The sequence below is a fragment of the Streptomyces sp. NBC_00028 genome, assembly GCF_045041065.1.
GTDB lineage: Bacteria > Actinomycetota > Actinomycetes > Streptomycetales > Streptomycetaceae > Streptomyces.
On the sequence record NZ_CP108293.1, the window covers coordinates 6,262,460 to 6,288,498 of the forward strand.

Annotated in this window: 25 protein-coding genes; 13 read left to right on the forward strand and 12 right to left on the reverse strand. The window is 65.8% G+C overall.

Annotation, left to right across the window (positions count from 1 at the left end; genetic code table 11):
* Positions 1-13: 13 nt before the first annotated feature.
* Positions 14-1,399, forward strand: coding sequence for a DUF445 domain-containing protein (locus OG885_RS28195; RefSeq protein ID WP_405736484.1), 1,386 nt, complete (start codon positions 14-16; stop codon positions 1,397-1,399).
* Between the two features lie 107 nt (positions 1,400-1,506).
* The gene (locus OG885_RS28200) at positions 1,507-3,048 is read left to right on the forward strand and encodes an MFS transporter (protein WP_405736486.1); all 1,542 of its coding nucleotides are present in this window, start codon (positions 1,507-1,509) and stop codon (positions 3,046-3,048) included.
* Positions 3,049-3,153: 105 nt separating this feature from the next.
* Here the strand turns inward: OG885_RS28200 and OG885_RS28205 are convergent, their stop codons facing one another.
* Positions 3,154-4,647, reverse strand: coding sequence for an alginate lyase family protein (locus OG885_RS28205; RefSeq protein WP_405736489.1), 1,494 nt, complete (start codon positions 4,645-4,647; stop codon positions 3,154-3,156).
* A gap of 108 nt (positions 4,648-4,755) precedes the next feature.
* Between OG885_RS28205 and OG885_RS28210 the strand changes: the two genes are divergently transcribed.
* Positions 4,756-5,115 carry a VOC family protein gene (locus OG885_RS28210; RefSeq protein ID WP_405736492.1) on the forward strand — a complete coding sequence of 120 codons (360 nt, stop codon included), beginning with the start codon at positions 4,756-4,758 and terminating at the stop codon, positions 5,113-5,115.
* A gap of 14 nt (positions 5,116-5,129) precedes the next feature.
* On the opposite strand, the gene OG885_RS28215 is transcribed toward OG885_RS28210, so the two are convergent.
* Entirely contained in the window at positions 5,130-5,432 is a 303-nt protein-coding gene (locus OG885_RS28215; RefSeq protein ID WP_405736495.1) for a hypothetical protein, read from the reverse strand.
* A gap of 156 nt (positions 5,433-5,588) precedes the next feature.
* On the opposite strand from OG885_RS28215, the gene OG885_RS28220 reads away from it, so the two are divergent.
* Both OG885_RS28220 and OG885_RS28225 read left to right on the forward strand, forming a co-directional pair.
* Positions 5,589-6,011 carry an Hsp20/alpha crystallin family protein gene (locus tag OG885_RS28220; RefSeq protein ID WP_405742915.1) on the forward strand — a complete coding sequence of 141 codons (423 nt, stop codon included), beginning with the start codon at positions 5,589-5,591 and terminating at the stop codon, positions 6,009-6,011.
* Positions 6,012-6,066: 55 nt separating this feature from the next.
* On the forward strand, positions 6,067-6,474 hold the full coding sequence (locus OG885_RS28225) for a DUF2267 domain-containing protein (RefSeq protein ID WP_405736498.1): 408 nt from the start codon (positions 6,067-6,069) through the stop codon (positions 6,472-6,474).
* Positions 6,475-6,481: 7 nt separating this feature from the next.
* Here the strand turns inward: OG885_RS28225 and OG885_RS28230 are convergent, their stop codons facing one another.
* Positions 6,482-6,985: a hypothetical protein gene (locus OG885_RS28230; protein WP_405736500.1), complete on the reverse strand. Its 504-nt coding sequence runs from the start codon at positions 6,983-6,985 to the stop codon at positions 6,482-6,484.
* A 122-nt stretch (positions 6,986-7,107) separates the two neighbouring features.
* On the opposite strand from OG885_RS28230, the gene OG885_RS28235 reads away from it, so the two are divergent.
* Entirely contained in the window at positions 7,108-7,920 is an 813-nt protein-coding gene (locus OG885_RS28235; protein ID WP_405736503.1) for an alpha/beta fold hydrolase, read from the forward strand.
* Positions 7,921-7,965: 45 nt separating this feature from the next.
* On the opposite strand, the gene OG885_RS28240 is transcribed toward OG885_RS28235, so the two are convergent.
* From OG885_RS28240 to OG885_RS28250, 3 genes are all read right to left on the reverse strand, one after another.
* On the reverse strand, positions 7,966-8,463 hold the full coding sequence (locus OG885_RS28240; protein ID WP_399961718.1) for a peptidylprolyl isomerase: 498 nt from the start codon (positions 8,461-8,463) through the stop codon (positions 7,966-7,968).
* 124 nt (positions 8,464-8,587) lie between these two features.
* Positions 8,588-8,791, reverse strand: a complete 204-nt coding sequence (locus OG885_RS28245; RefSeq protein WP_405736505.1) for a DUF397 domain-containing protein — start codon at positions 8,789-8,791, stop codon at positions 8,588-8,590.
* Entirely contained in the window at positions 8,792-9,637 is an 846-nt protein-coding gene (locus tag OG885_RS28250; protein ID WP_405736508.1) for a helix-turn-helix domain-containing protein, read from the reverse strand.
* A 213-nt stretch (positions 9,638-9,850) separates the two neighbouring features.
* On the opposite strand from OG885_RS28250, the gene OG885_RS28255 reads away from it, so the two are divergent.
* The 3 genes from OG885_RS28255 to OG885_RS28265 all read left to right on the forward strand — a co-directional run bounded on the left by OG885_RS28255 (position 9,851) and on the right by OG885_RS28265 (position 12,766).
* Entirely contained in the window at positions 9,851-10,489 is a 639-nt protein-coding gene (locus OG885_RS28255; RefSeq protein ID WP_405736511.1) for an ATP-binding protein, read from the forward strand.
* A 139-nt stretch (positions 10,490-10,628) separates the two neighbouring features.
* On the forward strand, positions 10,629-12,047 hold the full coding sequence (locus tag OG885_RS28260; protein WP_405736513.1) for a PIN-like domain-containing protein: 1,419 nt from the start codon (positions 10,629-10,631) through the stop codon (positions 12,045-12,047).
* Positions 12,048-12,166: 119 nt separating this feature from the next.
* Positions 12,167-12,766 (forward strand): hypothetical protein, encoded by a 600-nt coding sequence (locus OG885_RS28265; RefSeq protein ID WP_405736516.1) that lies wholly within the window; start codon positions 12,167-12,169, stop codon positions 12,764-12,766.
* Between the two features lie 57 nt (positions 12,767-12,823).
* Here the strand turns inward: OG885_RS28265 and OG885_RS28270 are convergent, their stop codons facing one another.
* Entirely contained in the window at positions 12,824-14,191 is a 1,368-nt protein-coding gene (locus OG885_RS28270; RefSeq protein ID WP_405736519.1) for a DNA cytosine methyltransferase, read from the reverse strand.
* A gap of 240 nt (positions 14,192-14,431) precedes the next feature.
* Positions 14,432-15,115: a hypothetical protein gene (locus OG885_RS28275; protein ID WP_405736521.1), complete on the reverse strand. Its 684-nt coding sequence runs from the start codon at positions 15,113-15,115 to the stop codon at positions 14,432-14,434.
* Between the two features lie 120 nt (positions 15,116-15,235).
* On the opposite strand from OG885_RS28275, the gene OG885_RS28280 reads away from it, so the two are divergent.
* From OG885_RS28280 to OG885_RS28290, 3 genes are read left to right on the forward strand one after another with little or no spacing between them, the layout of a single operon-like run.
* Positions 15,236-16,645 (forward strand): transcriptional regulator, encoded by a 1,410-nt coding sequence (locus OG885_RS28280; protein WP_405736523.1) that lies wholly within the window; start codon positions 15,236-15,238, stop codon positions 16,643-16,645.
* Complete coding sequence (locus OG885_RS28285; protein ID WP_405736525.1) at positions 16,645-18,489, forward strand: DEAD/DEAH box helicase; 1,845 nt, start codon at positions 16,645-16,647, stop codon at positions 18,487-18,489. Before OG885_RS28280 ends, OG885_RS28285 begins: the two co-directional genes overlap by 1 nt.
* A 19-nt stretch (positions 18,490-18,508) precedes the next feature.
* Complete coding sequence (locus tag OG885_RS28290; protein ID WP_405736527.1) at positions 18,509-19,324, forward strand: protein NO VEIN domain-containing protein; 816 nt, start codon at positions 18,509-18,511, stop codon at positions 19,322-19,324.
* On the opposite strand, the gene OG885_RS28295 is transcribed toward OG885_RS28290, so the two are convergent.
* Together OG885_RS28295 and OG885_RS28300 are read right to left on the reverse strand one after the other, a co-directional pair.
* Positions 19,321-21,330 carry a DUF262 domain-containing protein gene (locus tag OG885_RS28295; protein ID WP_405736529.1) on the reverse strand — a complete coding sequence of 670 codons (2,010 nt, stop codon included), beginning with the start codon at positions 21,328-21,330 and terminating at the stop codon, positions 19,321-19,323. The genes OG885_RS28290 and OG885_RS28295 overlap by 4 nt on opposite strands.
* Before the next feature lie 210 nt (positions 21,331-21,540).
* Entirely contained in the window at positions 21,541-22,008 is a 468-nt protein-coding gene (locus tag OG885_RS28300) for a very short patch repair endonuclease (RefSeq protein WP_405736531.1), read from the reverse strand.
* Between the two features lie 588 nt (positions 22,009-22,596).
* Here OG885_RS28300 and OG885_RS28305 point away from each other — a divergent pair.
* A complete protein-coding gene (locus tag OG885_RS28305; protein WP_405736533.1) occupies positions 22,597-23,217 on the forward strand; it encodes a TOPRIM nucleotidyl transferase/hydrolase domain-containing protein in 621 nt (206 codons plus the stop codon).
* Between the two features lie 83 nt (positions 23,218-23,300).
* Here the strand turns inward: OG885_RS28305 and OG885_RS28310 are convergent, their stop codons facing one another.
* Positions 23,301-24,338: an SEC-C domain-containing protein gene (locus tag OG885_RS28310; protein WP_405736535.1), complete on the reverse strand. Its 1,038-nt coding sequence runs from the start codon at positions 24,336-24,338 to the stop codon at positions 23,301-23,303.
* 92 nt (positions 24,339-24,430) lie between these two features.
* Complete coding sequence (locus tag OG885_RS28315) at positions 24,431-25,903, reverse strand: beta-1,6-galactanase (RefSeq protein ID WP_405736537.1); 1,473 nt, start codon at positions 25,901-25,903, stop codon at positions 24,431-24,433.
* Positions 25,904-26,039: the final 136 nt, after the last annotated feature.

The window sequence follows — 26,039 nt, forward strand, 5'->3', positions numbered from 1 at the left end:
TCAGGAAGGGACAATGTGTGCAGGGGATCACAACGGGCGGAGTGGATCGGACGTGATGGAACGCGCTAATCCGGATGAAACGGATGCCGCTGACGTGAATCAGCATGCCCACCCGGCCACCGCCTCCAACCGCGCGATGGGCACGTTCAGCGCGGCCGACGAGGAGAAGCAGCGGGGCGTACGCCGGATGAAGCTGACGGCGACCGGGCTGCTGCTGTTCGTCGCGCTCGTCTACGTCCTCGCCAAGTGGGCCTCGCACGCGGGCGCCGGCGGCTGGGCGGGCTATGTCGCCGCCGCCGCGGAGGCCGGCATGGTGGGCGCGATGGCGGACTGGTTCGCGGTGACGGCCCTGTTCCGTCACCCGCTCGGTCTGCCGATCCCGCACACCGCGATCATCCCCACCAAGAAGGACCAGCTCGGGGTGTCGCTGGGCGAGTTCGTCGGCGAGAACTTCCTCTCCGAGGACGTCGTACGCGGGCGTCTGCGCGCCGTCGGCATCGGCAGCAGACTCGGCGCCTGGCTCGCCGACCCCGAGCACGCCGACCGGGTCACGGCCGAGCTGTCGGCCGCGCTGCGCGGCGCCCTGACGGTCCTTCGGGACTCCGACGTCCAGGCGGTCGTCGGCGAGGCGATCACCCGGCGGGCCGACGCACAGGAGATCGCGCCCGGCATCGGCAAGATGCTGGAGCGGATCGTCGCCGACGGCGGCCACCGCAGGGTCGTGGACCTGGTGGTGACGCGGGCGCACGACTGGCTGGTCCTGCACGACGAACAGGTCATGGACGCCGTACAGGGCGGAGCGCCCGGCTGGACCCCGCGGTTCGTGGACAAGAAGGTCGGCGAACGCGTCTACAAGGAGCTGCTGCGCTTCGTGACGGAGATGCGGGACATGCCCTCGCATCCGGCGCGCGGCGCCCTGGACCGCTTCCTGGGCGACTTCGCCGCCGACCTCCAGTCCGACACGGACACCCGCGCGCGCGTGGAGCGGCTCAAGGGCGAGGTGCTCGGCCGGGGCGAGGTCCAGGACCTCATCGCCTCCGCCTGGACCGCCGTACGCTCCATGATCGTGTCGGCCGCCGAGGACGAGCGCAGTGAGCTACGGCTGCGCGTGCGCGCGTCGCTGCTCTCGCTCGGGGCGCGGATGGCGGTCGAGCCGCGGCTCCAGGCGAAGGTGGACGGCTGGGTCGAGGGCGCGGCGGTGTACGTCGTGACCACCTACCGGCACGAGATCACCTCCCTGATCACCGACACGGTCGCCGGCTGGGACGCCGAGCACACGACGCGGAAGATCGAGGCGAACATCGGCCGTGACCTTCAGTTCATCCGGATCAACGGCACGGTGGTGGGCTCGCTGGTGGGACTGCTGATCTACACGGTGTCGCGGCTGCTGGGGGCGTAGAGGGCGTAGAGGCCGATGGGGGAAGCTTCGGTGGCTTCACCGGGAGGGGCGTAGAAGGGCTGGTCGAGGGCACCCGGGCGGGGTTCGCCTCGACGAGGAGGGGGCCCATGACCACCGCAGACCACGCCGCGACCGGCCGCACCGTGACGACCGACATTCCCGCCCGCCTGGACCGCCTGCCCTGGTCCCGCTGGCACTGGACGATCGTCATCGGACTAGGCACCGTATGGATCCTCGACGGCCTGGAGGTGACGGTCGTCGGCAACATCGCGGGCCGCCTGTCCGAGCCGGGCAGCGGTCTGCCGATCACCTCGGGCCAGGTGACGGGCCTGGCGGCGGCGCTGTACGTGGCGGGCGCCTGCATAGGAGCCCTGTTCTGGGGCCGCCTGACGGACAAATGGGGCCGCAAGAAGCTCTTCATGATCACGCTGGCGGTGTACCTCGCGGCGACCGCCCTGACGGCGGTCTCCTTCTCCACCTGGTGGTTCTTCACGTTCCGCTTCCTGACCGGCTTCGGTATCGGTGGCGAGTACGCGGCGATCAACTCGGCGATCGACGAGCTGATCCCGGCGCAGTACCGAGGCCGCGTGGACCTGATGATCAACGGCAGCTTCTGGCTGGGAGCGGTCGGCGGGTCCCTGCTGTCGATCGTCGCGCTGGACACCTCGATCCTGCCGAAGGACCTGGGCTGGCGGCTGACGTTCGCGCTGGGAGCGGTCCTCGCCCTGGTGATCCTTCTCGTACGACGCCATGTCCCGGAGAGCCCACGGTGGCTGCTGATCCACGGCAGGGACGAGGAGGCGGAACGGATCGTCACGTCCATCGAGGAACGGGTGGCGGCGGAGAAGGGCGTGACGGGGGAGCGGCTGGCGGAGCCGGAGGGCGAGATCACCATCCACCAGCGGCGGAGCGTGAGCTTCGCGGAGATCGCCAGGACGGTGTTCTCGAAGTACCGCAGGCGCGCGGTCCTCGGCTTCTCGCTCTTCATCGGCCAGGCGTTCCTCTACAACGCGATCACCTTCGGTTTCGGCGCGATCCTGACCAAGTTCTACGACGTCCCGACCGGCAACACCGGCTACTACTTCGCGGTCATCGCCATCGGCAACTTCATGGGCCCCCTGCTGCTGGGCAAGCTGTTCGACACAGTGGGGCGCCGGGTGATGATCTCCTCGACCTATCTGCTGTCGGGCCTGCTGCTCTTCGGCACGGCCTGGCTCTTCGACCAGGGTTCCCTGAACGCCGCGACGCTGACGGCGTGTTGGTGCGCGGTGCTCTTCTTCGCCTCGGCGGGCGCTTCCAGCGCGTACCTCACGGTCTCCGAGATCTTCCCCATGGAGACCCGGGCGATGTCGATCGCCTTCTTCTACGCCCTGGGCACGGCCGCGGGCGGAATCAGCGGCCCGCTCCTGTTCGCCGACCTCACGGGCACCGGCAAGGTCGGCGACACGGTCCTCGCCTTCCAGATCGGCGCGACGCTGATGTGCCTGGCGGGCCTGGTGGCGGCGGCGCTGGCGGTGCGGGCGGAACGGAGGTCGCTGGAGGACGTGGCACGTCCGCTGACGGCGGCGGACCCTTCCGCTTCCTCCGCTTCCTCCGCTTCCTCCGCTTCCTCCGCTTCCGCTTCCGATTCTGCTTCTGCTGTGCGCTAGCGGCGGGCAGTCGTGCGGCTGGAGCGGCACGGGTGGGCGCAGGCGGCACCCCGTCAGCACCGGGCCGCCGCGACCCACCCCCGGCCCACCCTGACGCCGGACGGCCTACTCAGCCGCCCCGCGGCGCCCCCGGTCCCGTCGACGCAGCAGCAGCAATCCACCCGCGACGGCGGTCACCCCGGCGGCCGCGCTCCAGCCGACGAGGTCACCGGACCCCGTGGCGGCGAGGTCACCGTCCGTGGAGGGGGAGGCGGACGCCGAGGCTGACGCGGCGGCCTGCGGACGCGGGTCAGAACCGGCAGCCGACGCCGACGCCGACGCCGACGCCGATGCCGACGGCTCCGGCGAGGCCGCTACCCCCGCCCCCTTCTCCCGCGTGAACGCCAACGTCCCGAACCCCAGCTGGTCGTACCCCCCACTGTTCGGCCCGTAGTCCCCACCCCCACCCTCAGGCGCGGCCTTCGCGGCGATCTGCGTCAGATACGACGCCGACACCCCCCGCCGCTTGGTGTAGTGGTTGGCGATCATCGCCCAGATGGGCCGCATCATGGCGGGATCCACCCCGGCGGCCTCGCTGACGGTCTCGGCTCCCGACCACCCGCCCACGGCCCCCTTCCGCCGCGTGTTAGCGGTGAACGGCACCTCCCCACCCATGGTCCACTTCGCCACGTACTGCGCCCCCTTGAGGAACCGGCTGTCGTCATAGCCGTACAGATCGATCCCCTGGTTCCACGCCATCTCGCAGAACGTGCCCATCAGCCCCACGCCCAGCAGCGCGTGCCCCTGATCCCGCCCGGCCTCCAGCCACTCGGCGAGTCCGTCGTCGTACACCACGGGAATCGCGTTCTTGACCGCCCCCAGCCCGACTCCACCCTTGAAGTAGTCGACCGCGCGCCCGACTTGGGCCCGGTCGTCGCAGAACACGCCCGTGGCGAGGACGCAGGCCATGTTGGCGAGGTCCCAGTTGGTCCAGTAGTTGGAGTCGACGGCACCGTTGTGCCGGACGAGGAAGTCGTCGGCGAGCGTGCCGAAGACCTTGCTGAGCATCTCCTGGAAGCGCCCGAGGTCGAAGTCCCCGTGCTCGCGCACGAGTTCGGCGGCGTTCGCGAACTGGTACCCGTACAGCCCCGAAGCGAGGAACCGGTCCGCGCTCCCGGCGAGCTGGGTGAGCTTCCCCGACCAGGCGTTGAGGATCGCGACGGCGGTGTCGGCGTGGGCGTCGTCGCCGCTGACCTGGTAACGGAGGGCGTTCTGGTAGGCGGCGTGGATGTCGTTGTAGAGGATCGTGTAGTTCTGCGGGCTGCCCGCGCCCCGGTAGATCGTCGCCTGGGGATTCGCCACCCACCCGGTCTGCGCATGCCGGTTGGCGGTCAGCTTGGCGTACCCGGCGGTGTAGGGCGCGGCGCCCGCCTTCACCTTCGCCCGCATCCGGGCCAGGTCGGCGGAGGTGTGCAGCAGCCCGGGGTGGGCGTAGGCGGAGCCTGCGGCGCGCGCGGCCGGGGGAGCGAGCAGGGCCGTACCCGTCACGACACCGGCGGCTCCGGTTGCCTTGAGCAGGGTGCGGCGGCTGAACGGCGGAGTCGAAGTCACGGGTGTCATTCCTCGCGTGCCGGTGGCTGGGGACGCAGGGGAGACGCGAGGGTGGAAGCACGGATAACAGAAAGTCCCGAATGACACTGTCCCGAATGACACTGAGGAGCCGCTCCCATGACAGTCCGCCGGATCATGCCCGACTTCCAGGTCGAGTCGGAGGAGGCGATGACGGCCAGCCGTGACTTCTACGGCCTCCTGGGCTTCCGGGAGGCGATGGACATGGGCTGGATCGTCACCCTCACCTCCCCGGCCAACCCCACCGCCCAGATCAGCTTCTTCACCGAGGAGCGCACGGCACCCGTCGTCCCCGACCTGAGCGTGGAGGTCGAGGATGTCGACGCCGTGTACGCGCAGGTGGTGGCGTCGGGTGCGGAGGTCGTACGGGAACTGCGGGACGAGGAGTGGGGCGTACGACGCTTCTTCGTGCGGGACCCGAACGGCCAGGTGGTGAACGTCCTGACGCACAAGCCCTAGCCGGCTCTCAGCTCTCAGCCCTGGCGGTCCGCCACCGCCCACGACGCGAGCGCGACGGCCCCCGCCGCCCCGAACACGGCGGGCCAGGCGCCCACCTTCTTGGCCAGCGGATGCGAGCCGGCGAACGCGGCGACGTACGCGGCCGTCAGCGCACCGGCCGCCTTCCCGCCGGCCTGCTGCCGCCACTGCGTCGCCGCGGCGGCCCCGGCCACGGCCAGCACGGCCCCGCCGAGCTGCCGCTTCCTGGTCCAACGGGCCACGCCGTACCCACCGACGAGCCCAGTCGCCGCGACGACCGCGCTGGGGACCTTGGCCATGCCTGCCTCCTGATGATTGTTTCCGCCCCCGAGGCTAACTCCGGCACCGCGACGCGACCCGTACCTGAGTCGAGGCTTGTCAGGTTTCCTCCTTCGAGCTATATAAGAAGACGTAAGGGCATCGCACCTAGTTCCTGAGGAGAGGAGTGACCCGTGATGCTCATGCGTACCGACCCCTTCCGCGAATTCGACCGCCTCGCGCAGCAGGTCTTCGGCGCCACCCGTCCGGCCGCGATGCCGATGGACGCCTACCGTTCAGGGGACGACTTCGTCGTCCACTTCGACCTGCCCGGCATCGACCCCGAGACGATCGATCTGGACGTCGAACGCAACGTCCTGAACGTCCGCGCCGAGCGCCGTTCCCCCGCCCCCGAGGGCGCGGAGCCCATCGTCGCCGAACGCCCCACCGGCACCTTCACCCGCCAGCTCTTCCTCGGCGACACCCTCGACACGGAACGCATCGACGCCTCGTACGAGGCCGGCGTCCTGACCCTGCGCATCCCCGTGGCGGAGCAGGCCAAGCCGCGCCGCATCCAGATCACGGGCGGCGACGGCGGACGCAGGCAGCTGAGCAGCTGAGCGCGCCCGCCCGCACGGGCGCACGATCAGTACCAGGACCAGGAGGAAACATCCGGTGGTGAAGAGAAGCTGGGCCGAACTGGTGGACGCGGTACAGGAGTCGGGCCAGTACCCGACCCGCACCGAGGCGGAAAGCGTCACCCGCGTCGTCCTGTCCGCCCTCGGCGGCCACGTCACCGGCGACGAACGCGTGGCCCTCGCCAGGGCACTGCCCGAGCAGGCGGCACGCGTCGTCGCCGCCCAGATCCCGGCGACCCGCCCCCTGACGGCGGCGGAGTTCGTGGAGTCGGTGGCGGCCCGCATCGAGGGCGCGACGACGGCGACGGCCCGCTGGGACGTCAGCTCGGTACTGAGCACGCTCCCGCGGTGGGCGGGCGACGCGCTGGTGGACCGCATCCTGTCCCAACTCCCGCAGGGATACGCGCTGTTGTTCGGAAGGGCGGAGCTGATGACGACAGCGTGAGTGTTCCCTACTGGGCTTCGCCCGCACGGTTTCCGTGCCGCCGTCGGGCGCGCATCTCCGACACATACCCCGCGGCGATCACGCATCCGGCACCGGAGAGGGCGAAGCCCAGAAGGGCGGGGTTGAGATACCCCGGCACGTCCCCGTTGTCGTACCTCCCGCCGTCACTGGTCTCGCACACGAACCCGAGCGGGAGGTACGACACCGAGTAGTCGACGATCTCGACACCCCGCTCGTGCCGCTCCCACCAGCCCGCCGTACGACACGACTGCGGCGGCGCCGAATCCGTACCGCCGTCCTCAGCGGTCAGCACGGCCCCCGCGACGATCAACAACCCCCAAGCACACAGCGCCGCGGCCACGGCACCGGCCAAGGCGCCGAGCCCCCGGAGAAGGGTCGGCAGCTCGGCCCGCCGTACCCCCCGCTCGGCGATCCGCCCGCCCCCGTACCCGGCGAGCGCGAAAGCGACGACCGCCGCGACGACGACGAGCAGCAGATTCAGCAGTGCCATCGTGCCGCGCCCCCCTGTTGTGATCGACTGACTGACAGACAGCCGAGTCCAGCAGCGCCGTCCGCGTACGGCAGTGGCGGAGCCCACAGTTCCGGCAACAGGACGGCTACAGGGGGCGCCACATGAACCACGTGACGATGCGGGACGGCACGAGCATCGCGTACCGGGACGAGTCTCCACCCCTGCCTCATTCTCCTGATCAACCCCGCACGATCCTGCTCCTGCACGGCCTCGCGGGGCACCTGGGCGAGTGGGACGCCCTGACACCGCGCCTCCTGACCGCCGGCTTCCGCGTGGTGTCGTACGACGCACGCGGCCACGGCGCGAGCACCCGCCGCCCGCCTACGGTGAGCAGGGCGGCGCATGTCGCGGACGCGCGGACGTTGATCCAGGAGCTCGGGCTGCGCCGCGTGACCGTGCTCGGCCAGTCCATGGGTGGCAACACGGCGATGCTGCTGGCGTCGGCCCATCCGGAACTGGTGTCGTCCCTGATCCTGGTGGAGGCGGGCCCGGGAGGCCCGAACCCGACCGTCCCGACGCAGATCGCGGCCTGGCTGGACAGCTGGCCGACGCCCTTCACGTCCCTCGCGCAGGCGGAGACCTTCCTGGGCCACGAGGCATGGGCGCGGGGCTTGGAGCAACGCCCGGACGGCTGGCACCCCCGCTTCGACCGGGACACGCTGATCACCACGATCACGGAGCTGACGGCGCGGGCGTACTGGCTGGAATGGGAGCGCCTGACCTGCCCGACGCTGGTGGTGAGAGGCGGGAAGGGGATGCTGCTGGAGAGGGAGGCGGAGGAGATGCTGAGGCGCCGCCCGAAGAAAACCCGGCTGACGGTGATCCCGGACGCGGGTCATGACGTACACCTGGACCGCCCGGAGCAGCTCCTGGCGACCCTCACGGGACCGGACGCGCGACGGCCGGCGCGATGACGTACGCGCCGGCCGTTCGACTGGGGTCCTGCGGTGGGGCAGAGGTCAGAGCTGGCCGGACTCGGAGATGGTGATCTTCGCCGAGGTCCTGCCGTTGCCCGAGCCGAGCGCCTCGATCTTCTTGACGAGCTTCATGCTGTCCTCGTCGGCGACCTCGCCGAACACCACGTGCTTGCCGTCCAGCCAGCCCGTCACGATCGTCGTGATGAAGAACTGCGAGCCGTTCGTGTTCGGCCCGGCGTTGGCCATCGACAGCAGGCCCGGACGGTCGTGCTTGAGCTTGAAGTTCTCGTCGGCGAACTTCTCGCCGTAGATGCTCTTGCCGCCGGTGCCGTTACCCGCGGTGAAGTCACCGCCCTGCAGCATGAACTCCGGGATGACCCGGTGGAAGGACGACCCGGCGTAGCCGAAGCCCTTCTCGCCGGTGGCGAGGGCACGGAAGTTCTCGGCCGTCTTCGGGACGACGTCGTCGAAGAGGTTGAAGTTGATACGGCCGGCGGGCTCGTCGTTGATGGTGATGTCGAAGTAGACCTTGGTTGTCATGGTTCTATCCTGCACCCTCGGCCTTGAGCTGCCGCAATCGTGTCGGTCAGTGCCTGGTGGCACGGGGTGGCAGGCCCGCGAGTACGAGTTTGTTGATCTCCGTTCCTTAATCAGCGTTCCTTGATCAGCGCGAGCGCCGGGTGGCTGTCAGGAAGTCGGCCCATGCTCGCGCCGACACCGTGAGATGCGGCGGCGCGGGGCGCTTGGAGTCCCGGACCAGCACACCCGACGGTATGAAGGCGGCTTCCAGGCACTCGGTGGCGTTGGCGCCGCTGTACGACGACTTGAACCAGGCCGACTCGGTGGTCGACCGAGAGACAACCGGCATTCACAGCTCCTTGAGGGCGCGATGGATCATGGCGGAAGAGGCTTCCATGTCCAACGCTTGTGCGCGCAGGTACTCGAACGCAAGTCTGTAGCGCTCCAGTTCCTCGTCCTTCTCCAGGAACAGGGAGCCGGTGTGGAAGTCGACGTAGACCACGTCGAGCCCCGGCTCGGCACCCCCGATGATGACGAAGCTCCCCAGAGCCGCGGCGTGAGCCCCTTTGGAGAAGGGCAGCACCTGAAGCGTGATGTGCGGCGACTCGTTGGCGTCGAGAAGCCTGCCGAGCTGCTCTCGCATGATCTCGGCTGACCCGACGACGCGACGGATGACGGACTCGTCGAGAATCGCCCAGAGGCGCGGTGGCTTCGGCCGGGTGAGGACTTCCTGCCGCTTCATGCGGATGTCGACCAGCCGCTCGATCTCGGCTTGGTCCAGGGGGACCTCGTTGGCCCGCTGAAGTGCCGTACTGTACGCGCGGGTTTGCAGAAGACCGGGGACGTAGACACACGCGAAGTGGTTCTCGGCGATGGCTTCGTCCTCCAGCGTGAGCAGCAGGTTCATGCTCTCCGGAAGGGAGTCTGCGAAGGAGCCCCACCAGCCCTGTTGCTTGGCATCCTTGGCCAGCCCGACAACCGACGTACGTTCGGCCTCCGTCGCCCCGTACTCACGGCACAGCGCGTCGACGACGATCCACTTGACCGGCCCGGCCTGGGTCTCGTACCGGCTGACCGTTGCCTTGGATACGCCGACGAGCTTCCCGGCCTCCTCAAGAGTGAGTCCCTTACGGGCACGCAACTTCCGCATCATCGCGCCAAGTTGGCGGCGCCGCGTGGTGGTTCGCTCAGCCATTCGGCTCCTTCGCCATGCGCCGGGCGGATGGGCCCGGAGATCCCCATCAGGCTAGGCAGCGAGCCTGCCGACCGACCATCGGATTCACTCGATGGATTCTGGTGAGAAGTTACACAGCGAGATTTCTCTGTGTCATGCTCCTCTTGTTGGCAGCTACGCAGTGCAGCCGTACGAATACGGCGAGTTGGGGGAGTGCGTGGCTGGGAGGGAGGAATGGCCATGCCTGGATGCGACGTCACCGAAACCCGACTGCGCTTGGTCCTGCCGTTCGAGGCGGCGCCTGCGGAGGTCCGGCTGCTGAGGAGAGCCGCGGTCCGGCAGTTGGGCCGATGGGGCATGCCGGCCGTCGCCGAGGAGACGGAGCTGCTCGTCACGGAGCTGGCGACGAACGTCATCAAGCACGTCGGCGAAGGCGCGACGGCGACCTTGATCCTCGAATGGTGCGGTGAGGTGCTGCGGCTCGAAGTCCATGACAAGAGCCCGGCGGCGCCGAGGCTCAAGTCGGCGGGGTGTGAGGAGGAGTGCGGGCGGGGGCTGCATCTGTTGGCGGCGCTGGCTGTGGACTGGGGCACGGTGATCACCGCGGCGGGTAAAGCGGTGTGGTGCGAGATTCCGAGTGGGGCGGGACGCGCCTGTCGGCGCATTGAGCGAGCTGCGGAAGCGCTTGAAAAATATCAGGAGTCCGCGGACCGCTCCGCCAGCCCTGCCGGAGGGCGGAGCGCAGACCTGGAAGAGTCGGCTGTGGAGTTGATCTCCGATCTGCTCCACTGGACCGTTGCTAGTGGGCACGATCCGGACGACATCCTCGACCGTGCTCAGATGCATTACGAAGCCGAGGCGGACGCCGCGTAACTGGCGCGTGCTGCTTGGAGGCGAGGCTCCCGGGAGGCGCTCCTTGGGCGCCTTCCCGGGCAATCTCATTCATCCTCATCTGGTTGCTGTGCCAAGATGATCTCGGGCTGAGACCGCGCGAGTTCAGGGGGATGCGCTCATGGAGGATCCAGTACTGTTGCGGCGATTCCACGCGTGGCTTCGACCAGTGCCATCGCCACAAGACGCTGCCCGCCTCGCCTTCTTCCAGGATGCTCTGATCATCTTGGATGCCAACGTGCTGCTCAGTCTCTACGAGTACACGGCAGAATCCCGAGACGAAGTCCTCATGGCCCTGGGCCAAGTGTCCGGACGTCTTTGGATGCCATACCAAGTGGGACTCGAATTCGTCCGTGGGCGCCGAGGTGTACTGGAGTCACGTAAACGAGTCCTGAATGACGCTGCGAAGTCTGTTAACGCCAAGCTGATAGCTGCTCGCACGGCGATCATCTCGGCCAAGGAGACTGTCCGCTCGCAGCTTCAGAAATATGCACGTGTGCCGGGTGAGATAGATGCTCTGGAACAACTGGTAAGCGAGGCGGCTGTTGAAGAGCATCTAGCTGTATACCGCGACGCCTTCAAGTCACACCTAGACATGTTGAGGAACGGGCATGACCTCACGCCCGTCAACGTTGACTCGGCCGACCCTATTCTTCCCCAAGTGGCGGAGCTTTACGGGAGTCGCGTGGGTGATCAGCCGGATGATCAGCTGCTCCAGAGACGTCTGGACGAGGCTGTGGCATTCCGGTTTCCCAACCAGATACCCCCGGGATTCAAGGACTTCGGCAAGGAAACGCCGCTCAAGGCGGCCGGTGACTTTTTGATATGGGAAGAAGTGATCGAGCATGCGATTGCACTTCCAGAAGGGAAGCGCCGCGTGCTCTTTGTTTCCAACGACGTCAAGGAAGACTGGTACGACACCAGCAATGGCAAGCGCCGCCCCTGGCCCTCACTGCTGGACGAGTTTCAGCGTCGCGCCGACGCAGAATTGCGCCTCGAAACCCCGCCAGACTTCTATGCGGGTGTCGGGGAGTACCTGAACGCCGACCTTGGGGACGACACATACGAAGAGATTCGTCGCGTATCCGAGACATTCACTCCGCCGACGCAAGACGACATCGCAGTGGTCACGGCTATGACGGCCGTAAAGGTGGCACCGTTCGGCGATTTGGCGATCACCGCCTATCGGTCAGCGGGGCTGTCCTCCCCGGTCATGCGCAGCACGATGGGGTCGGTCGAGCCTGCGGATCGCCTTGTCCAGTGGTGGCTCATTGGCGTCACGGCACAGTTGCAGCGGCGGGAAGTCACCGAGGAAGAGCCCAGGGTAGACATCGTTGCCGCTACGCGGGGGAGCGAAGCACCTGCGCCCGACTGGAAGCCTGGGACAGAGCTGCCGTCCGGGGAGTGGATCTACCGGGAGTCTTCGTGGATCGCACCTTGGTTCTTCACCCTCCTTCGTGCTGCCCCACCAGCCGACCGCGTTGTTCTGAGCGCTCTAGCTTCAGAGCAGGCTGCCGAGAACCAGCGTTCCGCTGACTGACCCTGGTGGCGCGATGGAGTCGAAGCCTTCTGTGGATGGGTTGAAATCGCCGCGCGGTCTTGCCGTCTCGCACGCTACTCTCACCGCCTCCACGCCCACAACGAAGAAGGGATGCTGCCGTGCCGGAAGATAATGAAGAGCAGTACGAGGCGTCGTGGAGGAGTCTGAAGCCGGCATCGGCCTTCGCGGTGCGGGAGCTGCATTCTTCCTTCGAGAAAGAGAGCACCTCGGCGGATGACCTCATCGATGCCTACCTCTTCGCGAAGCGCAATCTTGCTCAGTCTATGCAGGCGTTGCTGATGTCCCAATTGCCCTCCGAATGCCCCGATTTTGCGGAGCTGAGGGCGAGGATTCAGACGGAAATGAAGAACCGTTACGCCGACAGGATTCCAGAGCAGTTCCTGAGGGTGCTCTACGGTAGCAAGGTACACAAAATCCTGTTCATGATCCTCCTGCAGAACCTAGGCAAGCGGGTTGACAGCGACAGGCTCCGCTTGGCGACCTCCGATGATGTCCACACAGAGCGCCGTACGAGAGAGCTACGTGAGCTAGGGCTAAACATCACAACTTCGAAGGAAGACGGCAGCCAGTTCTACACCTTGGTTGATTTGGAGATCGACTTCTCGAAGGTGCCGGAACTCATAGAGAAGGTCATCAAGAAGTCGCAAACCCTCAGTGAGGCTGAGAAGGGCGAATTGGCATCCAGGCTGGCGAAGTAGCCATCCAGATGCGGGGCGGCGGCGCCGCTATGAGCGCCGTCCCGCAACCCTATTTGATTAGCTGATTTTGGCCCGGAGTTGGGCAAAAAGATCATGTCGCTGATGATCTTCCTGTCCGGTAAACGCCTTGAACTCCCCGAGGCTGTATGCGATAGCGCCGCTGGATCGGACTGTCACCGTCATGGCGAAGTCATGACCGAGGTGGTTCAAGCGCCGCTCGACATCCGGCTGTTCGAGCACGGTGCCCCTCTTGGCGAGCTTCTCGATGATCTGGTCGATGGTGAGGGGGCGGTCAAAACCGCGGAGCAGCTTGTACACCGGGTCCAAGATGCGATCCGTGTTCTCCAAGAGGGTGTGGCGCTCACCTTCTTGGAGGAGTGCCTTCCGAATAGACACGCCCAGGGCCTTGGCGACCGGCGGAGGGAAGGCGTTACCGATCTGTCGGTACACGGACGTCTTACGGCCGTGGAATCTCCAGCGGAACTCGTCGGCTACGGTTGCCTCACTGTTCCTAGGTGGCTCGATGTCGTGCCAGCCCTGGATCCGGGCGACCATGGCCGTGGTGAGCTTGGGCCCTGGCACACCCTCCGGAACCCGCCACCCCTTCTCTGGAGCCTCATCCCGTACGCCCATGGCGTCGACGCCAAGGTCTGCCCACGCCCGCTTGGCGCGCGTGGGGCCCAGATCGGCGCCACCATGCTTCTTAGACCCTCCGACGATGGTCGGCGCGATGCGGTCAGCCCTCTTGACCCATGCGTCGACTTGATCCTGCTCCCAGCCGTTGGCCGCCATGAGGTCCTCAAGGAGTTCTCCCACGGTGGGCGGTTCTTCGGTGAACGGCGTAGGCCACTCAAAGTACTCCGCAAACTCCCGCTTCAGGGCAACTAGCACAAAGCGCGGACGGAGCTGGGAGACACCAAACTCGTTGGCTTGGAGGAGCTTCCAGTCGCCGATGTAGCCGTATTCGTGAAGCCTGTCCAGGACGTGCTGACGATAAGCCGTGAAGCGATTGGCGCTGAGCCCTCGCACGTTTTCCAAGAGCAGTGCGTTCGGCTGGATCTCACCACAGAGCTCGATTGCCCAGGCGAAGAGGTCCCGCTCGTCATTAGCACCCAGTTGCTTGCCTGCGACGCTGAACGGTGGGCAGGGCACGCCGCCGGCGAGCAGGTCGACGCCCTTGTGCTCCGTGGCATCCCAAGTCTCGGGGGCGGCAACGTCGCCCACCTTTACGGTGTCTTCTGCCTCTTTCTCGCCGTACCCAAGCACTTCTTGCAGATTGAGGCGTAGCGTGCGGGCAGCGTTCTCATCGAGCTCCACCGCCACGCGATGGCGAAATCCAGCCCGCTCCAGTCCGAGCGTCTGCCCTCCGGCGCCAGCGCAGATCTCGACAACCTCAAGCTGTCTGTCGCGCTTTGACGCCGTCATACGATCTCCTTTCAGGCGCGCGGGCGGAGCCAGCGCGGGGCCGAGGTCTTCTTGCGCTCGGCGCACTACCACAACAGGCATCCGCATGAACACAGATCCCGCAGTAGCACCCTAGTCGCCGATCTTCGCCGACGTCATCCCGTTGGAATGGCGAGCCGCGTGAGACTGCGCAGTCTACGGCGACCCCCTGAGGCGCACGAAACTCACACTGCTCATGCGCCTCCAGCAGAGCGGGAAAGGTCAGCTCTCAAGGGCCGCTCGTACCTCGTCTCGAGCGTCGGCTGGGAGTCGCCGGTAGGCGTTCCAGGCTCGGTCTAGTGGTGTCGAACCCCGTCGTCCGCGTTCGATCCACCGGAGGAGCCGACGCTGCTCACCAGGGTCGAGGGCCCTAATCTCGGCCACAGTTTCATCAGCCCGGGCAGGGCTGCCGTTGCTTCCTGCGCGACACCGCTTGCATTCCGTGATGGCCAAGGTCTGCTCCCGGCCATCTGGGAGGACAGTCTCGCGGCGGGTGACAGAGAGCACGGCAGTCTGGTTTGAGTCGTCCAGGTACGGCTCGCCGCCCGAGATCCCACAGACAGTGCACATGAAGTCGTCGCGGGCCATGACGGCCTGCTTCTCCTTGCTGGAGATGGACTTCTGCGGTGCCGCGGCGCGACGGGCCGCAGGGTCCCAGACAGGGACACCTGCCTTGACGAAGCGTTGGTCCTCGGCTGTCAAGGTTGCATCGTCGGAGCTTGTGAGGATGACCCAGCCGTAGTCCCGGAGATCACGTATACGCCGGTCCACCTGCGAGATCCCGGGAAACGCATCGCGGAGCTGTCCCTTCGTGAAGGTGCTTCCTTCACCGACCACTTGGACGAGCCAGAGCGCTCCGCGGACCATGGCCCCGGCCTTGCTGTCGTTCCAGGCGGGCAGCGTCACCTCGTGCTCCGTTCTCCAAGTGATCGAGATGTTGATTGTGGGTTATGGGCACGCCGTGTGTCAGCGGGTCCTGCCATGATGCTGGGACACGCTGCGTCTGACTCCTTGGAGGCTCTGGTTATGGCTGTGAAGTTCGGCGTCCCGCCCGAGGGTGAGAAGATTCGCTCGCTGGTGGACGAGCGGCTCAGGCAGGCCATGGCCGAGGGGGGCGCAAAGGTCACAGTGGAGTGGCGCGGGGAGCAGAAGCACCTGCATGTGATCTCCATGCCAGTTGACATGCTCTATTTCAACCCTGACACCCACCGTATCCGCGCCCAACGGACCCTCGAACCGGAGCGCAACCGCGTCCTTGAGGAGGAGCCCTGGAGCGAATCCGCACAAACGTATCTGCACGACTTGTTGCGGTGCCGTCCCTCGAATCCTAGCCAGAAGGACCCGGACTATGAGGCCTTGCGGGACGAGCTGGACGACGTGGGGCAGAGGGAACCTGGGATCATCAGCCCTGATGGCATCCTTGTCGACGGAAACACCCGCTGCGCCGCGCTGAAGGACCTTGGTATTCGGGACATCCGGGTGGGGGTCCTCCCTGCGGACACGTCCCGCCGCGACATCAACAGTGTCGAACTTGCACTTCAGTTGCGTCGTGACAGGCGCCGCGAATACTCGTACATCAACCGTCTCATCGCGATCGAAGACGAGTTGGCGGACGGCCGGCGTGAAGAAGACGTGGCGCGTGACTTCAACATCAAGAAGACGACCCTCCAGCAGGACCGTTGGGTCTATCAGTTGATCATTGACGCGATTAGGCGCAGCCAGACCACGAACGAAGCTGCTCTGCGACTGGTTGACTTCGAGGACCATCAGGAGAAGCTCCGCGAGCTTCATCGTGACTACACCAAGCTCGTGAAGACCGACCCGGATGCTGCGGAACAGCTCAAGGAAACGCGTCTGGCCATGGTGGTGCTGAACTACGCCAAGACGACGGTGCGTCTCGCGGAGGCGGACTTCCACAGCCGGTATCTCGACGAGCGATTGCCTGTGGAACTGCGTCCTGCTGCCCAGGAGTCCGCTGCTGTAGCCATCCCCGGCCTGGCAGGTGTTGTGATCCCGGACGCCACCGCCGCCGTCAAGACCACTCGAGCTCTTACGGATGCCCTGTTGCAGGCGAAGGCGGCGGCGCAGGCGGGTGACAAGCTGGACGCTGCAGCCGTGGCTCAAGCTGATGCGCTCATCAAGTCAGCCCGCAAGACCTTCGACTCTGCCGTGAAGTTGGCAGGAGCCAACGCTGAACTGCAGAAGCGCCAGGTGGCCGTTCCAGAACGTCTTACGGATGCTGCTGATTATGTCAATCAGTGCGCCGCCGAGTTCGCTGAGGCCAAGGCCAAGCGAGCGCTTGATGAGGATGCGTTCGACGATGCGCTACTCACGCTGAAAGCCAGCCTTGCGAGGCTCGCGAAACAGGCTGGGCGCACCTTCAGTTCTCCCGGCAACGGAGTTGCCTGGTTGCTCGACTCCACGCGGGAGCACTGATGGCTGGGCAGCCCTCTGTGCCCAGTCTGGAGATCGGTTTCGGTGAAGGTGTGACCCGAGCGCGGCTTCGAGCCGGAACCGGGTACGAAGGTGACCTGCGCCGTTTGGCCCTCCGGTTCCAGAGCAGCCTGCAGCGCTCTCCGGGAACGATGGAAATTGAGATCGATGATCTCCTGACAAACCTGGTGGCACTCGCCACATGGCCTGACCCCGCAAGCGTCACTTGGGACCCTCAACTGGCCGCACTGGCTACGGATTCCGCTATCGACGCACAAACGGTCGCCAAACGCCTCGATTCCACAGCCGGTCCCGACGGCGAAGTCGGCCCGGATGACGTAGGCAGTCTGTTGGGCCCGGACTGGGTCGCGGATCTGACGTCCTTCCAACGTCGGGACATCGCGAAACTTCTCTCGTTGCGTCACGGCGCCAACTTCTCCGTACCTGGAGCTGGCAAGACACGTGTAGGCCTCGCTGTATTCCACTCTCTTCGGAAGACCAAGGGCATTGAGCGGCTTCTGATTGTGGGGCCGAAGTCTTGTTATGAGTCCTGGAAGTATGAAAACCGGAAGTGCTTGAGCGAACCCTTGAGCATGGACGTGTTCTCGAAGAATTCAGATCCGGGGGCAGAGGCGCTAATCGTCAATTATGAGCGTCTGCGGCAGGACGGGGTCGTGAATGAACTCGGGCAATGGCTAGCAGCACGTCCATCGATGCTCCTGCTCGATGAAGCTCACCGGATGAAACGTGGTGCCGACGGCACCGATGGCGCTGCTTGCCTCGCCCTCGGACCCCGAAGCAGGCATCGGCTGATCCTGACAGGCACGCCGGCACCGAACGGTGTCAAGGACTTGGAGAACCTGTTCGGCTTCGTATGGCCCGGCCACGGGCGGCAGAAAGTGATCCAGGCAGTTGCTGGAGGGGATTTGGCCAAGGCGAGTCAGGTTCTGCGTCCCTTGTTTACCCGTACGACCAAGGGCGAACTCGGTCTGCCGCCAGTGAAGACGCATCTGACGACCGTGCCTATGCCGCCCCTTCACCTTGAGGTGTACGACGCACTCGCAGGGCGGTTCTCCGCCCGCGCTACTGGTTCAGAGGACGATTTCCTTGCTCTTGGCAAGGTCATCGTCTACATGTTGATGGCTGCGACCAGTCCGGCGCTGCTCGCTGTCGGCACGACACGTTACGAACCGCTGTCGTACCAGGTACCTCCGCTCTCCGTTCCTGAGGGAACGCCCCTCTTCGAGTTGATGCGGGATCTCCCGAGTTATGAGTTGTCGCCGAAGTACCGTGAGGTTCTTGCCATCGTCAAGCGGAACGCTGCGCAAGGCCGCAAGACACTCGTGTGGTCGACCTTCGTGCGAAGCCTGAACACGCTGGAGCGGATGCTCAGCGAGTTCTCACCGGCACTGGTCTACGGAGCGTTGGGAGACGCTGACCGCGAGACGGCGATCCAGCGGTTCCGGCATGACCCCGACTGCATGGTTCTGTTGTCCAACCCAGGCACCCTCGGCGAAGGCATCAGTCTTCATCACCACTGCCACGACGCTATCTATGTGGACCGGGACTTCGCGGCCGGCCGATTCCTCCAAAGCCTCGACCGCATTCATCGCCTTGGTCTTGCTCCAGAAACCGAGACGCGGATCACGGTGCTCGCCGCGGAAGGCACGATCGACGAAGTCGTTGATCAACGGCTCAGCGACAAGCTGAAGTTCATGGGGACGATCCTCGACGACCCGGCCGTCCAGCAGCTGGCCGACCTCGACGAGGAACCGGCAGTTGGCGGTGGACTGGACCGACGGGACCTCCAGGCATTGATGGGACATCTCCGTGCCCGTGCCGCCTGAGCCGGTCCTGCGTGCAGCCATGCGCTGGCTGGAGAGGTTGCCGGCCAGCGGCGTCGCGCGAGTTCGTGCCCTGCTCACCACGCATAGTGACTTCAGCGACATCACGCCGACCCAATACGACGCGGCGTACACCTGGATCCGGGAAACGGGGCTTCTGGACAAGGTGGGCAAAGACGTTTCGGTGAAACACAGCGTGTTTGAAGCTGCAATGGCGCAGAGCGGAGTGCCGTGGTTTCGGGACGCGGACTTGCTTATCCGTAGACCCGATGAACTCCCCGAAGATGCTTTGCGTGCCGCGGAGACTCTTGGCCTCACACCCGAAGAGGCGTACGTGCAAGTGAATACCGCCTGGGGAAAAGTAGACACGGAAGAGCGCTCTCGGATTGGCTCGGCAGGTGAACTCGCGCTTCTTGAGCTGCTCGCGGAATCAGCTGAAGGCAGGGTGGAACATGTAGCGGCGTGGTCGGACGGCTACGGCTACGACATTTTCGTGGATTCCTACCAGCACTCCGCTCACTTGGAAGTGAAGACCACGTTGCGTGTGGGCCGACTCACGGTGTACATATCCCGCAATGAGTACGAGACCATGTTGCATGACCCGGCCTGGGAACTAGTGACGGTTCGCCTTACTCCGGATTTGAAGCTGCTTGCGGTAGCTGCCGTGCCAAAGGAATGGATCACAGGTCAGGTTCCCTCTGACCGCACGGCCCGAGGACGGTGGGAATCGTGCCGCCTTGATGTGCCCCCTGAGGTGCCGGTTCCAGGCATTCCGAGCATTGTGCCGATGCTCGCTGAAACTGCCTCCGAGATCCTTAGGGGGAGGGATGCGTTCTAAGACGAGTTCCGCACTCCAGTGTCTGAAAGCAGGAACTCGTCTGGCTCGGCAGGCCACTGGTTATCGGTGGGTTCTGGGCATTCTTCCAGGGGGTGCGCGTCCTCAAACGCGTCCTTGACCGAAGTGCGCCACTGGTCGAGCGAGCCCCGGATGATGAATGGACCTAGGCCGAACGTCACGCAGTGCTCATCGTCGATGCGCAATGGCGCTGTTTCGTCTCCAACCGGAACATCGCTGGCGAGGCCGGTTGCGGCAGCGTCGAGTGCAGCTTCGAAGTCTTGGGGGTCAATCCACCCGATCCAAGTCCCGCTTTCGATTTCGGCCTCTGCCACCAACACGCTCCGGCCGGCTCCGGTATACCCAGCGAGCACGAGCGATCGAGGTGTATGCCTTTCGGTCGCCGTGGCGTGGTTGGTAAGGAAGTCAGGCCGGAACCGGTCGAGGAGTTCTGTAATCCGCCCCGCTAGCAAGGCCCGCCGTGCGGCCAGGAAGTCACGGTATCCTTCGGGCGTGAGTACGGCAGGGTCAGTCGGGATCGCATGGGACGTCCGGTCGCTGGCGCTGACGTCATGCATGTACGCAGCAGGAGAGCGTCCGCTAATGATGTTCTTCGCCGTCTGCTCGGAGACAAAGACAATGTTCGCGAGTTCGTTGATCTCCGTAGACGAGTACTCGTTGCCGTAGCTGCGCAGTTTCGTGGCCGGGTGTACTAGGCTGTATTGAGGTTTGCCAGACCTGTCGACACTTCCCGAGATAGGGCCGCCGTCCCACCAATCAGTGGCTCCGGCGTGAGCTGCGGCGAGGTAACAGAACATCAGATATGGGCTCTGATGGTTGCGTCCTGCCAAGTCGTCTGCGCGAACAGAAATACCGCCCTCTCGGAGCCCCAGGTTAGACAGCAACGCCGCTACCGGATTGTCGGCATCGAGCATCCTGATGTCCTGCGTCAGGGCGGTGTCCGAAGCGCCTCCATAGCGGTTTCTGGCTGTGGCGGCCAGGAACCAGTACAGAAGGCCGTTCTCTACATCTTCGGTGGAATCCACGATTTCAGAATCCCGCCCGTAGTAGAGGATCAACGGATGGAGTGCAGCCAGCGAAGGGATCAGTGCTGTCGTTGGGATCAGTAGCCTCTCCTCAAGGAGTGGTACTACGCAGGAAAGGCCTCTTTGGACCTTCGCCCATCCCGCTTCCACCATTTCTTTGCTGGCGGAGGTAAGTTTAGCCACAGACGCCAGACGCTTACCCGTGGTTGACAAGCTCAAAGTGAGAGCTTTGATCAGGAAATTGACATCGAGGGCGGCGTATCCATGGGCGGCCCAGCGGGCTGATTCCGCTTCCAGCTGTCCCAGGAAGCCTGGTGCGCGCGCCGATAGCGTCGCGAGGGCGAGATCAGTGGTCTTGAGTGCTCGGCCACCACTGTTCACGCGTACAAAGATGTCGGCAACTTCTTCATATTCAAATTCGTGTAGTACTTCCATATGGAAGTCACGCTGGGTGATCTTCTGAAGTGCGCTCAGGCGGCGCCCGATTTCAGCGTCCGGGATAGCAAGGCCGGCGCCTTTAAGGTCGCCGTGGATTGCGAATACATCGGAATCCGGGCCTGCGACGTCATAGACCTTGATCCATTTCTTATTTCGTCGTGTGGCAGCACTCTGGTTCTGGAACACCTCCGTTTCGATGTTGAAGACAACCTGAGCGTCTGCGTGGTCTGTGAGTACACGGAAGAGGGAGGTAAGCCGCTGTTGGCCGTCCAGGAGGTACAGAGGCATGACACTCGGCAGAGCCTGAGCTACGCCGATGGCTGCTCCTCGGGTTTCGGCTGGTTGTCCTGTCTTCCAGAACAGGAGGGAGCCAGCTGGGTACCCGCGGTACAGCGACTCGATGAGCCTGGCGACCTGTGACGCCTTCCAGACGTATCCACGCTGGATCTCAGGGAGCATGATCTCCCCGGCGGCGATCTGCGTGATGAGTGTCCGGACGTCGCGGTTAGTGCGCTCGACCGCCATCTCGTCCCCCCTATGTGTCCCGTTGGCCGCGGGTGGATGATCCGCATCCACTGCGCTCGATGTGAGTTCAGCCAGCCAGCTTCCCCACCGAAGCCGCTTGTGCCAGTGCCCTTTTGGAGACAGCGTAGGGCAGGAAGAAGGGCCTGTGGCATGGACGCTTACGGCTCGTCAGGTAGCGGTCTGCCTGGCGCGCCGCCGCTGCCGCTTTGCCTACGGCGACGCCGTAGTCCGTAGGGCTCTTCTCGCGGCCACCGCGTCGCAGACAGCTTGCGAGCACTCTTCTGCTGGTTCGTGTTCCCAGAAGCGAAGCACGAGCCATCCTGCCTCCCGCAGCCGCTGGTCTGTATCGCGGTCTCGCGCCATATTGCGGAGAACCTTCTCAGACCAGTAACCGGGGTTTGTTTTTGGCGGCACGTAGTGCTCAGGACATCCATGCCAGTAACAGCCGTCGATGAAGACTGCCACCTTGTCGGGGCGGAACACCATGTCCGCTGTTCGGCGGAAATCTGGGAGAGGGCGGGCGGCCACGCGGTAACGCAGCCCTTGAGCATGTACCAGCCGCCGGACCAGCTTCTCGGGCTTTGTGTCACGGCTGCGAATCGCCTGCATGTTGCGACGGCGAGCTGCGGATGAAGCCCAGGAACCCTCTGGCGCTTCCCACTTGGGATCTTCGGGCACAGCACCGAGCCTAGTACTGGACCGGTGCCGCGGGCGTAGGGGGTATCTGCCGTGGGGCGAGCGGGCGCGGCTGCTTGGTAGGCATGCGGGAGCGGAGGTGAGCCCGCCTGTGGCCTAGGCGCGCCTTAAGTCTTTGGAGGGCACGGTTGCCGTTACAGGGTGATTGGTCTGGGCGGCATGACCGGTCCGGGGGCGCTGTTGGGGTGCACCTTCTGCTGCAAGGTTGGCGTGGGGCCGCCCGCTTCCTGGTCAGTGTCGTGCTTCCACGGCCCGCCTCAAGGGCGCTTCGCGTCGGCTGCGCCGATGGCCCTCCGGGCCACCCTTGACCCGGGCCGCTCCAGCACGGGGGAGAAGCGCGCGGGTGGCCCGGGGGAGCGGGTGGCCGGGGGCTGTTGGCGGGTGCTGTCGGTCGGGCAGTGGGCCGGGGTTGGGCGGGCGCGGGGGCGTCTCGCCTGCACGCCGGGTGGTTTGGCGGCTTGAGGGTGGTGGGTGGGCGCGTTGGCGGCGGGAGGCAGCCGGGCGCGGCGCAGCGGCTGCGGGTGGTGGAAATGGCTCGCTCTGGGGGTGGAGGGGGCTGAGACTCGTTCCATGACTGACATGGGGGCGTTTCGGGATGCCGTCGCTGCGTGGGTGGGGGGTGGCGGCGATGGTGGGTCTGTGGCTGAGCTTGCTGCGCTGTTGCCCGTTCGGACGGTCGTGCTGCTTGAGGGGTTGAGCGATGTTGCTGCCGTCAATGCGTTGGCGGCGCGGCGGGGGCGGGATCTGGAGGCCGACGGGGTTTGTGTGCTGTCCATGGGCGGGGCCATGAATGTGGGGCGGTTCGCTCGGCTGCTTGGGGTGGACGGGCTGGGGGTTCGGCTTGTGGGGCTGTGTGATGAGCGGGAGCTGCCCTATTACGTCCGTGGGTTCGAGCAAGCCGGTGCGGCTGAGGAGGGCATCTTTGTGTGTGCCGCGGATCTTGAGGATGAGCTGATTCGGGCGCTGGGCGTGGCTCGGGTCGGGGAGCTGGTGCGAGGCGAGGGGGAGCTGCGGGCGTTGGAGATCTTTCTGCAGCAGCCGGCGCAGCAGGGGCGGGCTCCGGAGCAGCAGTTTCGGCGGTTTCTCGGGACGAAGAAAGGGCGCAAGATCCGGTACGGGCGGGTGCTCGTCGAGGCGCTCGACGATGATCGGGTTCCGGGTCCGCTTGATGCGCTGCTCGCCAGTCTTTGAGCGAGGGTGACGGCCTGCCGCGATCAAAAGCCGTCACCCTCAGCGGTAGCCGGCGGTATCCGGTTGCGCCTGGTCAGGCGCCGTTACGCCGCCCCCGCCCCATGGCAGTCCCCGTAGACCTGCCCCGACCCGCACCAGCACTCCGTCCCCCGCTGCGGCGGCCAAGCCACCGCCCTCCCCCTCGCCGCCAGTGTCGTCGCGTACTGGGGGAGCAGGGAGCCGTCCGCCGGTGACGCGCCCTCCGATGCCGCGAACGCCTCGTACGACGGGACCGTGCCCGTCACGATGCCGAGGTTCGGGGTGCCGGAGGCGGCCAGTTCGCGCAGTGAGGCCTCTATCGTCGCGAGGTGCTCGGCGTGGGAGGGGTACTCCTCCGACAGGGGCGGGTACGCGGTCAGGAGTTCTGTCAGTTCCCCTGTCGGCCAGTGCAGGACCGCGACCGGGAAGGGGCGGGACAGGGCCTCGCGGTAGGTGCCGAGTTCTGCTCGGAGGCGGGAGATCTCCGCCTTCAGTTCCGCCGGGTTGTCGGAGCCGAGGGACCAGACGCGTTTCGGGTCGTGGAGTTCGTCCAGCGGGACGGGGGACGTGTGGAGGGTGTCCGCCAGGACGTCCCAGTCGTCGTGGCCCACGCCCAGCATCCTGCGGACCCGGTGGCGGCCGAAGAGCAGGGGATGGGTGGAGTACGGGGGCTCCGACACGTCCGTCAGGAGGGCGCGGGCTCCCTCCGTGAACGTCTCCTGGGCCTGCTCCAGCTCGTCGTGGGCCTCCAGGGCCTCCGCGACGATCACCCAGGGGGCCGGGTCGCGCGGGGACGCGGTGCGGACGCCCTCGATGATGGCCCTGGCCTCCGCCTCATGGCCGTACTCCCACAGGTTCGAGGCCTTGAGGGCGCGTACCAGGTGGGGGTTGTCCAGTCGCTCGGGGCCTTCGGAGCCGTCGGAGGGGGACAGCAGGCGGTCGTAGAGCGTGGTTGCCGCGGGGCGGTCGCCGGCCAGTTCCAGGTGGGCGGCGGCCTGTAGGAGCAGGGCCTCGGCGTCCTCGGGATACAGGCCGGCGGTTCGCTCCAGGCGTGCCGCTTCGGCGGTGTGGTCGACGTTCTCGGCAGGCGTGTCGGGGCGCATGAGGGACACCGTACTGCCGAGCGGTGACTATGAAGAGATACGTGCAGGCCAGGGCCCGTCCAGGAACCCCGGCCCGCACACATCCGCGGTGGTCAGATCGTTACGCCGTCGATCTGGATCGTCTGCACCGCCTTCGCGGCGAAGGGGACGGCCACCGTCTTTCCGCTCAGGTACGTGTTGGAGTACGACGCGTACTTGTCGCCGCCCGTCGTCACCGTGTTCCAGCGGGGGACGAGGCCGTTGGTGCCGCCCGTCACCGTGGTGAAGTTGGAGAGGTTGAAGGTCAGGGTCTGGGCGGAGGACGAGGTGTTCAGGGCGACGATCACCAGGCGCTTCGCCGTCGCGTCGTACGCCGCCGTCGCGTAGCTCGATCCCGTGTCGAGGATCTTCATCCCGGGGCGGATGTGGCGGCTGAAGTGGGCGAGGACGTAGTACTTCGTCTCGATCGCGCCGGCCGTCAGGGTGCTCGCGTCGTACTTGATCACACCCCAGCCCGCCGTCGGGTCCATGACCTGCCAGTAGACCCACGCCGTCGGGTGCAGCCAGCGGAAGTCGTAGAGGAGGTTGAAGGCCATGGTGTAGCCGGTGCCGTCGCTGTCGCCGGTCTCCGAGTTCCACAGCTTCTTGCCGGCCGTCGTGACGACGTCCGTGTAGAGCAGGTCGCGGCGGCCGCCCGAGCCCTGGTAGCCGTGGACGTTGACCCGGTCGACGTACCCCTTGGTCGTGGAGCTGAAGGAGTTCCAGGTGGTGCGGGCCAGGTCGTAGCTCGTCTCGTCCGAGGACGAGATCTTCACGCCGGTCAGCCCGCGGCTGTTCAACTCGCTGCGCATGTACGGCAGTACGGCCGACTGGACCGTCGCGTCCATGTGGCAGCCCTCCTGCGTGCCGGTCGCCGTCCACCAGGACGACGAGGGCTCGTTGAAGGGGTCGACGGTCGCGAAGTTCACGCCCCAGTTGTTCTTGGCGTACAGGGCGACGGCGGCCAGGTGGGAGGCGTGCTGGCGGTAGTTCCAGGACTGGAGGTTGTTGCCGCCGTCCGAGGCGCCCGAGGGGTTGTGGTTCAGGCACATCCACCACATCGGGGAGTTGGCGAAGAGTTCGGTGGTCGCGCCCCGGGACACCGCCTTCGTCAGCATCGCGCGCTGGGTGGCGTCCGCGGTCCAGTCCCAGGCGGAGGACGTGGGGTCCTCGTTGTTCCAGTCCTGCCAGTAGCCCTCGATCTGCTTGTACGCGGGGATGTTGGCGGACGCCGTCATCGACGATCCGCTCACCGTGTTCCAGCTGCACGCGCCCAGGTTGTAGCGGGCGATGTTCAGGCCGAGGCCGGGGAGTGAAGTGCCGTTGTAGGTCGTGGACTTGGTGGTGAAGAACAGGTCGGCGAAGTCGTCCCTCGCGCCGAACACGTTCGCCCACCAGGCCAGCGAGGTGCCCCAGCCCTCCCAAGTGCCGTAGGAGGTGCCGGGGTTGACGGCGATCGTGGCGTCCGCCCGTGCGGTGCCGGTCGCCAGGGCGCTGCCGAGGAGGGTGCCTCCTGCGGCTGTCAGCAGCGTTCTGCGTCGGATCATGGCTGTCCTTCTCCGCCTCTCCGTGGGGCCGGCTCCCGCCCCTGAGCAGGGGTCGGCCTGAAGACGTAGTGGCTCGCTCGTCTCGCCCCCCGCGCGCCATCACGAAGCATCAGGGGTGACGCGTGGGGTTGTCGAG

Coding starts and splice junctions, on each gene's coding strand:
- OG885_RS28195 (WP_405736484.1), top strand. CDS start 14: ATGTGTGCAGGGGATCACAACGGGCGGAGTGGATCGGACGTGATGGAA.
- OG885_RS28200 (WP_405736486.1), top strand. CDS start 1,507: ATGACCACCGCAGACCACGCCGCGACCGGCCGCACCGTGACGACCGAC.
- OG885_RS28205 (WP_405736489.1), bottom strand. CDS start 4,647: ATGACACCCGTGACTTCGACTCCGCCGTTCAGCCGCCGCACCCTGCTC.
- OG885_RS28210 (WP_405736492.1), top strand. CDS start 4,756: ATGACAGTCCGCCGGATCATGCCCGACTTCCAGGTCGAGTCGGAGGAG.
- OG885_RS28215 (WP_405736495.1), bottom strand. CDS start 5,432: ATGGCCAAGGTCCCCAGCGCGGTCGTCGCGGCGACTGGGCTCGTCGGT.
- OG885_RS28220 (WP_405742915.1), top strand. CDS start 5,589: ATGCTCATGCGTACCGACCCCTTCCGCGAATTCGACCGCCTCGCGCAG.
- OG885_RS28230 (WP_405736500.1), bottom strand. CDS start 6,985: ATGGCACTGCTGAATCTGCTGCTCGTCGTCGTCGCGGCGGTCGTCGCT.
- OG885_RS28235 (WP_405736503.1), top strand. CDS start 7,108: ATGAACCACGTGACGATGCGGGACGGCACGAGCATCGCGTACCGGGAC.
- OG885_RS28240 (WP_399961718.1), bottom strand. CDS start 8,463: ATGACAACCAAGGTCTACTTCGACATCACCATCAACGACGAGCCCGCC.
- OG885_RS28245 (WP_405736505.1), bottom strand. CDS start 8,791: ATGCCGGTTGTCTCTCGGTCGACCACCGAGTCGGCCTGGTTCAAGTCG.
- OG885_RS28250 (WP_405736508.1), bottom strand. CDS start 9,637: ATGGCTGAGCGAACCACCACGCGGCGCCGCCAACTTGGCGCGATGATG.
- OG885_RS28255 (WP_405736511.1), top strand. CDS start 9,851: ATGGCCATGCCTGGATGCGACGTCACCGAAACCCGACTGCGCTTGGTC.
- OG885_RS28260 (WP_405736513.1), top strand. CDS start 10,629: ATGGAGGATCCAGTACTGTTGCGGCGATTCCACGCGTGGCTTCGACCA.
- OG885_RS28270 (WP_405736519.1), bottom strand. CDS start 14,191: ATGACGGCGTCAAAGCGCGACAGACAGCTTGAGGTTGTCGAGATCTGC.
- OG885_RS28280 (WP_405736523.1), top strand. CDS start 15,236: ATGGCTGTGAAGTTCGGCGTCCCGCCCGAGGGTGAGAAGATTCGCTCG.
- OG885_RS28285 (WP_405736525.1), top strand. CDS start 16,645: ATGGCTGGGCAGCCCTCTGTGCCCAGTCTGGAGATCGGTTTCGGTGAA.
- OG885_RS28290 (WP_405736527.1), top strand. CDS start 18,509: ATGCGCTGGCTGGAGAGGTTGCCGGCCAGCGGCGTCGCGCGAGTTCGT.
- OG885_RS28295 (WP_405736529.1), bottom strand. CDS start 21,330: ATGGCGGTCGAGCGCACTAACCGCGACGTCCGGACACTCATCACGCAG.
- OG885_RS28305 (WP_405736533.1), top strand. CDS start 22,597: ATGACTGACATGGGGGCGTTTCGGGATGCCGTCGCTGCGTGGGTGGGG.
- OG885_RS28310 (WP_405736535.1), bottom strand. CDS start 24,338: ATGCGCCCCGACACGCCTGCCGAGAACGTCGACCACACCGCCGAAGCG.
- OG885_RS28315 (WP_405736537.1), bottom strand. CDS start 25,903: ATGATCCGACGCAGAACGCTGCTGACAGCCGCAGGAGGCACCCTCCTC.